Source organism: Bradyrhizobium sp. SEMIA, from assembly GCF_014844175.1.
Lineage (GTDB): Bacteria > Pseudomonadota > Alphaproteobacteria > Rhizobiales > Xanthobacteraceae > Bradyrhizobium > Bradyrhizobium arachidis.
Window position 1 is genome coordinate 3,040,412 of sequence record NZ_CP046601.1, and the last position, 12,019, is coordinate 3,052,430.

12 protein-coding genes are annotated in these 12,019 nt (G+C 66.9%); 7 read left to right on the forward strand and 5 right to left on the reverse strand.

Annotated features, from left to right (window positions below; translation table 11 throughout):
- Positions 1–49: 49 nt before the first annotated feature.
- Together FOM02_RS14930 and FOM02_RS14935 are read left to right on the forward strand one after the other, a co-directional pair.
- A complete protein-coding gene (locus FOM02_RS14930) occupies positions 50–1,975 on the forward strand; it encodes a TIGR02302 family protein (RefSeq protein WP_027562820.1) in 1,926 nt (641 codons plus the stop codon).
- A complete protein-coding gene (locus FOM02_RS14935) occupies positions 1,963–3,102 on the forward strand; it encodes a DUF4175 family protein (RefSeq protein WP_027562821.1) in 1,140 nt (379 codons plus the stop codon). The genes FOM02_RS14930 and FOM02_RS14935 overlap by 13 nt, the downstream gene beginning before the upstream one ends.
- Positions 3,103–3,250: 148 nt before the next feature.
- Here the strand turns inward: FOM02_RS14935 and FOM02_RS14940 are convergent, their stop codons facing one another.
- Positions 3,251–3,625 carry a response regulator gene (locus FOM02_RS14940; protein WP_027562822.1) on the reverse strand — a complete coding sequence of 125 codons (375 nt, stop codon included), beginning with the start codon at positions 3,623–3,625 and terminating at the stop codon, positions 3,251–3,253.
- A gap of 47 nt (positions 3,626–3,672) precedes the next feature.
- On the reverse strand, positions 3,673–4,551 hold the full coding sequence (locus FOM02_RS14945; RefSeq protein WP_027562823.1) for an MJ0042-type zinc finger domain-containing protein: 879 nt from the start codon (positions 4,549–4,551) through the stop codon (positions 3,673–3,675).
- 175 nt (positions 4,552–4,726) lie between these two features.
- Between FOM02_RS14945 and ftsE the strand changes: the two genes are divergently transcribed.
- The 4 genes from ftsE to FOM02_RS14965 all read left to right on the forward strand — a co-directional run bounded on the left by ftsE (position 4,727) and on the right by FOM02_RS14965 (position 7,943).
- Positions 4,727–5,386 (forward strand): cell division ATP-binding protein FtsE, encoded by a 660-nt coding sequence (gene ftsE / locus FOM02_RS14950; protein WP_027562824.1) that lies wholly within the window; start codon positions 4,727–4,729, stop codon positions 5,384–5,386.
- Entirely contained in the window at positions 5,379–6,347 is a 969-nt protein-coding gene (locus FOM02_RS14955; RefSeq protein WP_027562825.1) for a cell division protein FtsX, read from the forward strand. The genes ftsE and FOM02_RS14955 overlap by 8 nt, the downstream gene beginning before the upstream one ends.
- Positions 6,348–6,453: 106 nt before the next feature.
- Positions 6,454–7,158 carry a YdcF family protein gene (locus FOM02_RS14960; RefSeq protein WP_027562826.1) on the forward strand — a complete coding sequence of 235 codons (705 nt, stop codon included), beginning with the start codon at positions 6,454–6,456 and terminating at the stop codon, positions 7,156–7,158.
- An 11-nt stretch (positions 7,159–7,169) separates the two neighbouring features.
- Positions 7,170–7,943 carry a lysophospholipid acyltransferase family protein gene (locus FOM02_RS14965; RefSeq protein WP_027562827.1) on the forward strand — a complete coding sequence of 258 codons (774 nt, stop codon included), beginning with the start codon at positions 7,170–7,172 and terminating at the stop codon, positions 7,941–7,943.
- Here FOM02_RS14965 and FOM02_RS14970 read toward each other — a convergent pair.
- Positions 7,940–8,545: a gamma-glutamylcyclotransferase gene (locus FOM02_RS14970; RefSeq protein WP_027562828.1), complete on the reverse strand. Its 606-nt coding sequence runs from the start codon at positions 8,543–8,545 to the stop codon at positions 7,940–7,942. The two genes, FOM02_RS14965 and FOM02_RS14970, sit on opposite strands and share 4 nt — an antisense overlap.
- A gap of 111 nt (positions 8,546–8,656) precedes the next feature.
- On the opposite strand from FOM02_RS14970, the gene FOM02_RS14975 reads away from it, so the two are divergent.
- A complete protein-coding gene (locus FOM02_RS14975; RefSeq protein ID WP_027562829.1) occupies positions 8,657–9,841 on the forward strand; it encodes a DUF2125 domain-containing protein in 1,185 nt (394 codons plus the stop codon).
- A gap of 122 nt (positions 9,842–9,963) precedes the next feature.
- Here the strand turns inward: FOM02_RS14975 and FOM02_RS14980 are convergent, their stop codons facing one another.
- A complete protein-coding gene (locus FOM02_RS14980) occupies positions 9,964–10,899 on the reverse strand; it encodes a prephenate/arogenate dehydrogenase family protein (RefSeq protein ID WP_027562830.1) in 936 nt (311 codons plus the stop codon).
- Positions 10,896–11,990 carry a histidinol-phosphate transaminase gene (gene hisC / locus FOM02_RS14985; RefSeq protein WP_027562831.1) on the reverse strand — a complete coding sequence of 365 codons (1,095 nt, stop codon included), beginning with the start codon at positions 11,988–11,990 and terminating at the stop codon, positions 10,896–10,898. Before hisC ends, FOM02_RS14980 begins: the two co-directional genes overlap by 4 nt.
- Positions 11,991–12,019 lie beyond the last annotated feature (29 nt).

The window sequence follows — 12,019 nt, forward strand, 5'->3', positions numbered from 1 at the left end:
AGTGCTGCCGTTGTGGTAGGCTTCTCTACCGGGCAACCTGGAGAGTTGATTGAACGGCGTCACCCCCGACCCGTCAGACCCGATCCGCAACAGTGACGCTCTGTCGCGGCTGAAGCTGGCGCAGGCCCTTGATCGGGCCCTTTATGCCATCGCGTGGGAGCGTGCCTGGCCAAATCTGGCGCGGCTTCTGACCGTCGTCGGCCTGTTCCTGGCCCTGTCCTGGGCCGGGCTATGGCTGACGTTGCCGTTCGTCGCGCGTGCCATCGGCCTCGTCATTTTCGCCGGCCTCGCGATTGCCGCGCTGTTGCCGCTGGTTCGTTTCCGCTGGCCGAGCCGCGAGGAGGCGCTCGCCCGGCTCGATCGCGGCTCCGGCATTCGTCACCGCCCGGCGACCACGCTGACGGATACGCTGAGCTCGCAGGATCCTGTCGCGCAGGCGTTGTGGCAGGCGCAGCGCGAGCGCACGCTGGCCTCGCTCAAGCGCATCCGCGCCGGTCTGCCGCATCCGCGCCTCGCCGTCCACGATCCCTGGGCGCTGCGCGCGCTGGTGATGGTGTTGCTGGTTGCGACCTTCTTCGCCGCCGGCGACGAACGTGCGATGCGGCTTGGTGCCGCCTTCGACTGGAACGGTGTGCTGGCGCCGACGAATGTCCGCGTCGATGCCTGGGTCACCCCGCCGCTCTACACCGGCAAGCCGCCGGTGATTCTGTCTGCCGCCAACAAGGAGGCTGCGGCGCTGCCGGCCTCGGGCCCGCTCGCCGTTCCCGCCGGCTCGACCCTGATCGTGCGCTCCTCGGGCGGCAGCCTCGATGTCACCGTCTCCGGTGGCCTGAAGGAGGTCGCTCCCACCGAGGCCACGCCCAAGGGCACCAACGAAAAGCATTTCGCCATCACCGGCGACGGCAACGCGCATGTTCGCGCGCCCTCGGGGCAACCGCAATGGGCCTTCACGGCGACGCCGGACCATCCGCCGACCATCGCGCTCGCCAAGGATCCGGAGCGTCAGGCCCGCGGCGGGCTCCAGCTCTCCTACAAGATCGAGGATGATTACGGCGTCACCGGCGCCGAAGCGCAAATCGGCCTGCGTCCCGCCGATGCCAAGGACGGCGGCAAGAATGGCGCGGCCGCGCGGCCGCTGTTCCAGCCGCCGAAATTCCCGCTGGTGCTGCCGAATGCGCGCACCCGCAACGGCGTCGGCCAGACGGTGAAGGACCTCAGCGAGGATCCCTATGCCGGCGCCGACGTGACGCTGACACTGACCGCGAAGGATGAGGCCGGCAACGAGGCGAAGAGCGACCCCTTCAACATGCGCCTGCCCGAGCGTCTGTTCACCAACTCGCTCGCGCGCGCGCTGATCGAGCAGCGCCGCATCCTCGCGCTCGACGCCAACAAGAATTCCGAGGTCTACGCGGCGCTGGACGCGCTGATGATCGCGCCCGAATTGTTCACGCCGGATGCCGGCTGCTATCTCGGCCTGCGCAGCCTGGCGTCGCAGCTCGAGGCGGCCCGCACCGATGACGCGCTGCGCGAGGTGGTGTCGAGCATGTGGGCGTTCGCGACCACCATCGAGGACGACGGCGTCGCCGGCAGCGTCAACGCCGCGCTGCGCGCGGCGCAGGACGCGCTCAAGCACGCGCTGGAACGCGGCGCCAGCGAGGACGAGATCCGGGTGCTGACGCAGAAGCTGCGCGAGGCCATGGCCGGCAAGGTGCGCGATCTCGCCCGGCGCGCCGAGCAGAATCCGCTCGGAGCCCGGCAGCCGTTCCCTGCGGAGGTTCAGCTCATCCTCGACAAGGCGATCGAGCTGCGACAGAAGACCCAGCAAGCCACGCCCGAGCAGCTCGAAGAGCTGGCGCAGCAGCAGGACGCCTTGCGTCAGCAGCTTCAGGCCTATCGGAAGTCGGCGAACAGCCGGGCCAACAAGGGCGAGGACGGGGCCAACCAGTTTACGCGGGACCGGAAATGCGGAAGCTAGCGCGCGTGCCAGTCTTGAAGGCGATCTCGATCGCCTGCTTCGCCTTCCTGTTGGGAAGCGTCGTGCCTGCCGCTGCCCAGCTGGATCAGGATCCTGACGCGCTGCTCGACAGCGCGGAAAAGGCGATGCAGGATTCCGGCGACAGCCTGCGGCAGAAGGAATCCGGCAAGAGCCTGAACAACCAGTCCGATGCGATCCAGCGGCTCGAGGAATACAAGCGCGCGACCGAACGCAGCCAGTCCTCCAATCGCGATCGCTCCGTCATAACGCAGCGCGATCTCGACGATCTCCTGAAGCAGATCGAGAAAGCCGCGCGCGAAGGCAATAAAGAAGCCGCCCAGCGTCTGCTCGAGCAGCTGGCGCAGATCATGGAAAACCTCCAGATGGCGCAGCCCGGGCAATCCGGCGACAGCGAGATGGAGCAAGCGCTGAACGAGCTCAGCGACATGATCCGCAAGCAGCAGCAATTGCGCGACAAGACCTTCAAGCAGGGTCAGGACTCCCGGCGCGATCGTTCGCGCGGCAAGCAGGGCGATCAGTCGATGTCCGACCTGCAGCAGGACCAGCAGGCGCTGCGCGACCGCCTGAAGAAGCTTCAGGACCAGCTCGCCAAGCGCGGCCTCATGCAGAAGGGGCAAAAGGGTCAGAATCAGAAAGGCCAGCAGGGTCAGCAGGGCGACCAGGGGCAGCCCGGCCAGGATGGCGATCAGGACGGTGATGACGATGGCGGTCTGGACGCTGCCGACGGCGCCATGGGCGACGCCGGCTCGAAGCTCGGCGAGGGCAATGCCGACGGCGCCGTGGACTCCCAGGGCAAGGCCCTCGAGGCCTTGCGCAAGGGCGCGCAGAAGATGGCCGAAGCGATGCAGCAGGGCGACGGCGAGGGCCAGGGCGACGGCCCCGGCAACCGCGCCGGCCGTCAGCAGAACGGCAGCAACCAGACCGATCCGCTCGGCCGTCCGCTCCATGGCCGCGATCTCAGCGACGACTACACGGTCAAGATCCCCGGCGAGATCGATGCGCAGCGCGTCCGCCGCATCCTCGAAGAGCTCCGCCGCCGCCTCGGCGATCCCTCGCGCCCGCAGATCGAGCTCGACTATATCGAGCGGCTGCTGAAGGATTTTTGAGGGACGGTGTCATCGCCCGCGCAGGTGGGCGATCCAGTATTCCAGAGGCCATCGTTCAAGAGCTCGCTCTCGCCACACCTGCCGCAGCGTACTGGATGCCCCGGTCACGCCGGGGCATGACGCCGGTGTGTGGGGCTGGCGTGGCCCGCTACCCCTTCTTCGCCGCTAGCGCGTCCGCCACGGCGGTGCGGATGTCGGCCACCGAGAACGGCTTTGTCACGACGTCATGCACCAGCGCATTGAGGTTCGAGGCGCGCTCGCGCTGGTCGGCAAAGCCGGTCATCAGCAGGATGGTGAGGCCAGGGAAATCGCGCGCGGCGGAGAGCGCCAGCGCGATGCCGTCCATCACCGGCATCTGAATGTCGGTGAGCAGCAGGTCGAACGCGCCGTCCTCGCGGGTCAGGATCTCCAATGCCTCGGCGCCGTCCTGCGCGGTGACGATCTCGTGGCCGTCCATGGCGATGGCGCGCGCCACCAGCTGGCGCATCGAATCCTCGTCGTCGGCGATCAGGATTTTCGGCATGAGACCAACCTTGGGACCAACCTCCCGTGGAGCATACGCGAGATCAATTATACGCTGCCGCCGGGGATGTCGCGCCGGTTGAAGAAGCGGACGTCGATGTTGCGGCCCTCCGGCGGCGGCGAGGCCAGGCGCGAGCGGAAGAAGGCGCGCTCGCCGGGTTGCAGCACTGTCTGTTCCAGCACGGTGTTCCACGCGTAGATCTCTGCGCCTTGCGCGTCGCGCACGGCAAAGCGCAGCCGCGGGATATCGAGCGGCTTCTTGCCCTGGCCGACGATCACGCCCTCGATCACCAGCACCTGCTTACCGTCCACGGTCTCGCTGGAGAGCTTGACGTCCTTGAAGGCGAGCCCGCGCAGGTTTACGTCGAACCCGACGAGCTTGTAGAACGCGGCGGTCTGCGGCAGTAGCCGTACCATGTCGCCGCGCCAGATGATCAGGGCCAGCACCAGCGCGCCCATGGCGGCGCAGGCGGTGGGCAGGCCGAAATGCGATTTACGCGACGTCGCGGCGGGGACCGGGCGGCTCACCCGCGCGCCGCGGCGGCTGAACAGGCCGCGGAACCAGGACTGGTGCTGCGCACCGAGGGCGTCCTCTTCGGCGGCGCGGGCGGCCGCCGACCACTCGTCCTCCATGTCCTTGGCCTCGTCGGCCGGCCAGTCGCTGGCGATGGAGGGGCTGTCGACGACCGGCGTATCGACGGCACCGTCGTCCTTGGCGTAGGAGTTCCACTGCTCGGCGAGGTCGGACTGGTCCTCGGACTCGCTGGCCGCGGCCATGGCCGGAACGGATGCCTCCTCGATGGCATCATCGGCATAGGCGACCCAGGTCTCTTTGCAGCGGGAGCAGCGGACCGTGCGTCCGTTCGTCCCAAGGCTCGCGAGCTTGATGGCGTAGGATGTCGTACAATGAGGGCAGACGATATGCATGGACACGGGCCTTGATGCACGGACTGGTCTTGACGATGTCCCGGGCGCGGAGAGCCGGGCACTCCAAATGCTACAAGGCGACCGTTAACGAACCGGAAACCATAACGGTCGCACAACCCCTTGATCGCGTGTGGCGGGGTGCCGCGGCGCGGCCCCCTCTCGAACGGAGCTGAACTTGGTTCGGTTCGAAAATGTCGGATTGCGTTACGGACTGGGGCCGGAGATTCTGCGCGACCTCAGCTTCCAGATTCCGGCGCATTCTTTCCAATTCCTCACCGGCCCGTCCGGCGCCGGCAAGACGTCGCTGCTGCGCCTGTTGTTCCTGTCGCACCGGCCGACGCGGGGCCTCGTCAATCTGTTCGGCAACGACATCTCGCAGCTCGGCAAGGACGAGATCGCAGATCTGCGCAAGCGCATCGGCATCGTGCTTCAGGATTTCCGCCTGCTCGACCACATGACGACGTATGAGAACGTCGCGCTGCCGTTCCGCGTCATGGGCCGCAGCGAGTCGAGCTACCGCAAGGAGGTGATTGACCTCTTGCGCTGGGTCGGGCTCGGCGACCGCATGGACGCATTGCCGCCGATCCTGTCCGGCGGCGAGAAGCAGCGTGCGGCGATCGCGCGCGCCGTGATCTCGCGGCCGCAGCTCCTGCTCGCGGACGAGCCGACCGGTAGCGTCGATCCGACGCTCGGCCGCCGCCTGCTGCGGCTGTTCATCGAGCTCAACAAGTCAGGCACCGCCGTCATCATCGCCACCCACGACATCGGCCTGATGGACCAGTACGAGGCGCGGCGGCTGGTGCTGCATCAGGGACGGCTGCACGTCTATGAGTAGGACCGACGAGCGCGGCGTGCTGGTCGACCTTGGACAGGAGCGTCCGCAGCTTCCTGCCAAGGCGCGCAACATGTCGCCGATCGTGCCGCGCGCGTCGATCCACGGCCGCGCGCTGGTCGCCGTCGTCGCCATCATGACGTTCCTGGCGTCGATGACGACGGGCACAGTGCTGCTGGTCAGCGCCTCCGCCGCGGAATGGCAGTCCGATGTCGCAAGCGAGATCACCATCCAGGTCCGTCCCCAAGCGGGGCGCGATCTCGATCGCGACACCGCGGCCGTGACCGAAGCGATGCGCGCGCAGGCCGGCATCGTCGAGGTCAAGCCGTTCAGCAAGGACGAGAGCGGCAAGCTGCTCGAGCCCTGGCTCGGCACGGGCCTGTCGATGGACGACCTCCCGGTGCCGCGCATGATCATCGCGCGGGTGCAGCCGGGCACGCAGCTTGATCTCGCTGCCTTGCGCGCGCGCGTGACGCAGGTGGCACCGAGCGCCAGCGTCGACGATCACCGCGCCTGGATCGAGCGCATGCGCTCGATGACCAATGCCACCGTGCTCGCCGGCATCGGCATCCTCGCGCTCGTCATCGTCGCGACCATCATCTCGGTGTCGTTCGCGACCCGCGGCGCCATGGCGGCGAACCGTCCGATCGTCGAGGTCCTGCATTTCGTCGGCGCCGGCGACCGCTACATCGCCAACCACTTCCTGCGCCATTTCCTCCGCCTGGGGCTGGAGGGCGGCGTGATCGGTGGCGGCGTCGCCATGCTGCTGTTCGGCTTCTCCGAGTCGATCGCCGGCTGGTTCTCCGGCACGCCCGTCGGCGATCAGTTCGCGGCGTTGCTCGGCACCTTCTCGCTGCGGCCGTCAGGCTATGTGGTGCTCGCGGTGCAGGCGGTGCTGATCGGCGCCATCACGGCGGTTGCCTCGCGCCAGACCCTTTTTGCGACATTGAATGACATTGATTGAGTGCGTTCTTCTTCCCTCTCCCACAAGGGGAGAGGGGTGAGAAACGAGACTCCACTTCGCCTCAAAACGTCTTAAAATCATCTTGGGAAGGGATCACCGATATCACATGACCTCAAAGGCCGACGATCGATCGCCGAAACTGCCGCGCGGCTGGCTGCGCGCGGCATTGGTCTCGACGATCGCGTTCGCCTTCGTCGGCGCGGCGGCGGGCTTTGTCGCATTCCTGTCGCAACTGCGGGGCGCCGAGATCGCCCCTAGCCGCAAGGCCGACGGCATCGTGGTCCTGACCGGCGGCTCCTCGCGGGTGTCGGACGCGATGGAGCTGCTGGCTGCCGGCTACGGCCAGCGGCTGCTGATCTCCGGCGTGCATCCGACCTCGACCGCGAGTGACATCTCCCGGACTCTGCCGGAGAACCAGTCCTTCATGCATTGCTGCGTCGATCTCGACCGCACCGCGGTCTCGACCCGCGGCAACGCGGCGGAGGCGCGGCGCTGGGCCGAGGGGCGCGGCTTCAAGTCGCTGATCGTGGTCACCTCGAACTATCACATGCCGCGCGCGCTGGTGGAGTTCTCCCACGCGATGCCGGAGACGACGCTGATCCCGTTCGCGGTCGTCGGCGAGAAATGGCGCGAGGAGCCGTGGTGGACCTCGGCGTCCACCTTGCGGCTGCTCCTGTCCGAATATGTCAAGTATATCGCGGCCGAGATCAGGATCCGCCTGGAGGATTTCGGGATTGACCTTTCGCCCGAGATGTCGGAGCAGCCTCAGGGCCAGCAACCGAAGCGGCCCGCCACCGCACAGGCCAATTGATCGGACCCTCGATGTTCCTGATTTTCCTGCGCTCGCTCGTGTTCAACGTGCTGTTCTACACCGTGCTGGTGTGTCTCGCGATCGTGGCGCTGCCGACCTTCGCATTGCCGCCGCGCGCCATGCTGACGGTCGCAGAATGGTGGGCGAAGGCGACGCTGGTCCTGATGCGCGTGGTCTGCAACATCAAGGTGGAATTCCGGGGCACGGAGAAGATCCCGGCCGGGCCGCTGCTGATCGTGGCAAAACACCAGTCGTTCTGGGAGACGTTCGTGTTGCCGGGCTTCTTCAACCGCCCGATCTTCATCCTCAAGCGCCAGCTGATGCAGATCCCGGTGTTCGGCCAGTTCCTGGTCAAGACCGGCATGATCGCGATCGATCGCAATGCCGGCGTGAAGGCGCTGCTGGACATGACGCGGCGCGCGCGCGAGGCGGTGCGCAGCGGAAAGCAGCTCGTGATCTTTCCGGAAGGCACGCGCCGCGCGCCGGGCGCGCCGCCCGATTACAAGACCGGCTTTGCGCAGATCTATTCGTCCTGTGGTGTGCCGTGTCTGCCGATCGCGCTCAATTCCGGCCTGTTCTGGCCGCGCCGCACCTTCATGCGCTATCCCGGCACGCTGGTGGTGGAGTTCCTCGATCCGCTGCCGCCTGGCCTGCCGAAGGACGAGTTTCTGTCCCGCGTGCAAAGTGCGATCGAAGACGCGACCGGCCGCCTCGTCGAAGCGGGGCGGAAAGAGCAGGAGCAACTGATCGGCTCCGCGCCGAGCTATGCGCCGTCTGCGAGCTAGCGGTTTTCGCTGTCTTCGTCGGACGTGTGCAGCGAATGTGCTTCCCCATGCAGCATGGTCGCGAGCTGATGCAATTGCGTGTCGCGAAAACCCTCGGCCTCGATCGCCTTCACCGTCGCCGTGACGTAGTCGCGGTTGGCGCCGGACTGGCCGTGGCCCTGGATCACGTGGCGGTGCTGCTCGGCGAGCGACAGCCGGCCGGCATATTGGACATGGCCGCGGTCGACGACATAGGCGAGCGCGGAGACGCGCTGGCGCGCATCGTTCTCCAGCCACACCGAGCGCATCACCTCGCGATAGACCGAGGTGACCTGCTCGCGCGCCCGCAAATAGGCGACCACGTCGGTGCGGTTTGTCTCGGCGACGCGGAAGGCGATGCCGCGGCAGGCGCCGCCGCGGTCGAGCCCGAGCACCAGGCCCGGCTTCTCCGGCGTGCCGCGATGCACGAAGGAATAGACGCAAAGCGCGCGGTGCTCGCCGACCAGCCGCGCAGGGACGCGCTCCTCGAATTCGAAGCCCGGCCGCCACATCAGCGAGCCATAGCCGAACACCCAGAGGTCGCCTTTGGCTGTGGTGATGGAGGGGAGGGTGATTTCCGACATTTCGGGCACGGCTACCAGAACCGGGCCCCCAAGCGAAGCGGATTCTCAGCCTTTCGGCGGGACCGGACCTCGCTTACATTTGACAAAATCTGGGGCCAAAGGGGTCGCCGCATGTCCGATATGACCGTTGCCGCAGGCCGGCGCTCCCGTTGGCGCCTTTTCATCGCACCCGTTCTCCTCCTGATCCTCGCCCTCGCGTGGAGCGGCTTCTGGTTCTTTGCGGCCTCGCAGGCCGAGGTGGCCGCCGATGCCTGGCGCGCGCAGGAGGCCAAGGCCGGCCGTATCTATGATTGCGCCAAGCGCTCGATCGCCGGCTTCCCGTTCCGCTTCGAGGTGCAGTGCTCCGGCGCCAGCGTCGCCCTGGTGTCGCAGAACGCCAGCAAGACGCCGTTCACGGCGAGGCTCGACAACATCCTGGTGGTCGCCCAGGTCTACGATCCCAGGCACGTCATCGCCGAATTCTCCGCGCCGGCGACGCTGACCGATGGCATCACGCAAAACACCTTCGTGGTGAACTGGAGCAAGGGCCGCAGCAGCGTGGTCGGCCTGCCCGCCGTGCCCGACCGTGCCTCCCTCGTGTTCGACGATCCCAGTCTCAACAGGCTCGACAATTCGGTGCAGGTGCCGCTCGCGCGTGCCAAGCAGGTCGAGCTGCACGGGCGCCTGGCGGACGGATCGACCTCCGATCGCCCTGTCATCGAGACCGTGCTCCACGTCGCGCAAGGCAGCATCCAGGGCGTTCACCCCTTGCTCGCCGAGCCGTTCGAAGCCGACACGCGCGCGAAGATCACGGGCCTTTCCGACCTCACGCCAAAGCCCTGGCCGCAGCGCTTCCGCGAGATCCAGGCCGCAGGCGGCCATATCGAGATCGTGCAGTCGCGCATCCAGCAGGGCGAGATGATCGCGGTTGCGGCCGGCACGCTCGGCCTCTCCGCCAATGGCCGGCTCGACGGCGAATTGCAGATGACGATGACGGGCCTCGAGCGCGTCATCCCCGCGCTCGGCATCGAGAAGATGCTGGAGGAGGGCGTGCCGCAGGCGACCCTCGACCGCGTCGCGCCCGGCGTGAAATCGCAGGACCTCAACAATCTCTTTGGCGCGCTCGACCGCGCCGTGCCCGGTCTCGGTAAGGTCATCAAGCAGAACGCCAACGCGGGCGTTGCCGCCGGCATCAATTCGATCGGCACCGAGAGCACGCTGGAGGGCAAGAAGGCGCGCAGCTTCCCGCTGAAATTCGTCGACGGCGCCGTGCTGCTCGGCCCGATCAAGGTCGGCCAGATCCCGCCGCTGTATTGATTGATTTGTCGTCATTCCGGGGCGATGCGTAGCATCGAGCCCGGAATCCATTTCACCGCACGCGTTTTGGCCCGATGGATTCCGGGCCCGCCCTTCGGGTGCCCCGGAATGACAGGCGGAGCTTACGGCTTCTTCAGCGCCGCATGCGGCCGGCCGAAGTCGGCTGCGGCCGAATCCTGGCCGATCTCGACGATGCCGCGGCGGATGGCGCGGGTGCGGGTGAAATGGTCGAACAGCGCCTCGCCGTCGCCGCGGCGGATCGCACGCGTGAGCTTGGCGAGATCCTCGGTGAAGGTGCCGAGCATCTCCAGCACGGCTTCCTTGTTGGCGAGGAACACGTCGCGCCACATCGTCGGATCGGACGCCGCGATGCGGGTGAAGTCGCGGAAACCGCCGGCCGAGAACTTGATCACCTCTGACTCCGTCACCTGCGCCAGCTCGTCGGCGGTGCCGACGATGGTGTAGGCGATCAGATGCGGCAGGTGGCTGGTGATGGCGAGCACGAGATCATGATGGTCCGGCGTCATCACCTCGACCTTGGCGCCCATCGCCGCCCAGAACGCGCGCAGCCGATCGGTCGCCGCCGCATCGACGCCATCAGGCGGCGTCAAAATGCACCAGCGGTTGATGAACAGCTCGGCGAAGCCGGAATCCGGGCCCGAATGCTCGGTGCCCGCGACCGGATGCGCCGGTACGAAATGGACGGTCTTCGGCAGATGCGGCGCCATGTCCCTGACCACCGCGCCCTTCACCGAGCCGACGTCGGAGATCACAGCGCCGGGCTTCAGGTGCTCGGCGATCTCCTTCGCCACCTCGCCGCAGGCGCCGACGGGAATGCAGAGAATGACGAGATCGGCGTCCTTCACCGCTTCCGCATTGGTCGCCACGACGTGGTCGACGATGCCGAGCTCCATCACCCGCGCGCGCGTCTTCTCCGAACGCGCGGTGGTGACGATCTCGCCCGCCAGGCCCTGGAGCTTCGCAGCGCGCGCGATCGAGCCGCCGATCAGGCCGAAGCCGATCAACGCGACGCGCTGGAAATGCGGGTTCGCGCTCATTTGCCGGCCATGAAATCGCGCAAGCCGTCGACCACGAGGCGGTTGGCCTCCTCGGTGCCGATGGTCATGCGCAGCGAATGCGGCAGGCCGTAATTCTTCAGCGCGCGCAGCACGAGGCCGCGCTTGGTGAGGTAGGCGTCGGCGGCATCCGCGGTCTTGCCGTCGGTCGGGAAGTGGATCAGCACGAAATTGGCGACGCTCGGCGTCACCTTCAGTCCGAGCTTGCCGATCTCATCGGTGAGCCAGTTGCGCCAGGTCTCGGTGAACTGTTTCGACATCGCCTGGTGTGCGGTGTCTTCAATGGCCGCGACCGCGGCGTACATCGCCGGCGTCGACACGTTGAAGGGCCCGCGGATGCGGTTGACGGCGTCGATGATGTGCTCGGGGCCGAACATCCAGCCGATGCGCAGCGCGGCGAGGCCGTGGATCTTGGAGAAGGTGTGCGTCACCACCGTGTTCTCGGTGGTGGCGACCAGCTCGATCCCCATCTCGTAATCGTTGCGTGAAACGTAGTCGGAATAGGCGGCATCCAGCACCAGCAGCACGTGCGACGGCAGGCCGGCGCGCAGGCGCTTGACCTCGTCGAACGGCACATAGGTGCCGGTCGGATTGTTGGGATTGGCGAGCCAGACCAGCTTCGTCTTCGGCGTCACCGCCTTGAGGATGGCGTCGACGTTGCAGGTGAGGTTGGTCTCCTGTGCGATGACGTTCTTGGCGCCAACCGCCATGGTCGCGATCGGGTAGACCAGGAAGCCGTGGGTGGTCGAGATCGCCTCGTCGCCCTGGCTGAGATAGGTGTGGGCAAGCAGGTTGAGGATCTCGTCCGAACCGGCGCCGCAGATGATGCGGTTCGGATCGAGCCCGAACGAGCGGCCGATCGCTTCGCGCAGCACCCGCGAGGTGCCTTCCGGATAATCCTCCAGATGATCCGCCACGCGCTTGAAGGCCTCGATCGCCTTCGGTGATGGTCCGAACGGCGTCTCGTTGGCCGAGAGCTTGAACACCTTGCGGCCCGGCTCCGGCACCGGGCTCTTGCCGGGCGTGTAGGGCGCAATATCGAGAATGCCGGGATTCGGCACGGGGCGGGACATCTTCAACTCCGAAAGTGGCTGGGCGCGAG

Coding starts and splice junctions, on each gene's coding strand:
- FOM02_RS14935 (WP_027562821.1), top strand. CDS start 1,963: ATGCGGAAGCTAGCGCGCGTGCCAGTCTTGAAGGCGATCTCGATCGCC.
- FOM02_RS14940 (WP_027562822.1), bottom strand. CDS start 3,625: ATGCCGAAAATCCTGATCGCCGACGACGAGGATTCGATGCGCCAGCTG.
- FOM02_RS14945 (WP_027562823.1), bottom strand. CDS start 4,551: ATGCATATCGTCTGCCCTCATTGTACGACATCCTACGCCATCAAGCTC.
- FOM02_RS14955 (WP_027562825.1), top strand. CDS start 5,379: ATGAGTAGGACCGACGAGCGCGGCGTGCTGGTCGACCTTGGACAGGAG.
- FOM02_RS14960 (WP_027562826.1), top strand. CDS start 6,454: ATGACCTCAAAGGCCGACGATCGATCGCCGAAACTGCCGCGCGGCTGG.
- FOM02_RS14965 (WP_027562827.1), top strand. CDS start 7,170: ATGTTCCTGATTTTCCTGCGCTCGCTCGTGTTCAACGTGCTGTTCTAC.
- FOM02_RS14970 (WP_027562828.1), bottom strand. CDS start 8,545: ATGTCGGAAATCACCCTCCCCTCCATCACCACAGCCAAAGGCGACCTC.
- FOM02_RS14975 (WP_027562829.1), top strand. CDS start 8,657: ATGTCCGATATGACCGTTGCCGCAGGCCGGCGCTCCCGTTGGCGCCTT.
- FOM02_RS14980 (WP_027562830.1), bottom strand. CDS start 10,899: ATGAGCGCGAACCCGCATTTCCAGCGCGTCGCGTTGATCGGCTTCGGC.
- hisC (WP_027562831.1), bottom strand. CDS start 11,990: ATGTCCCGCCCCGTGCCGAATCCCGGCATTCTCGATATTGCGCCCTAC.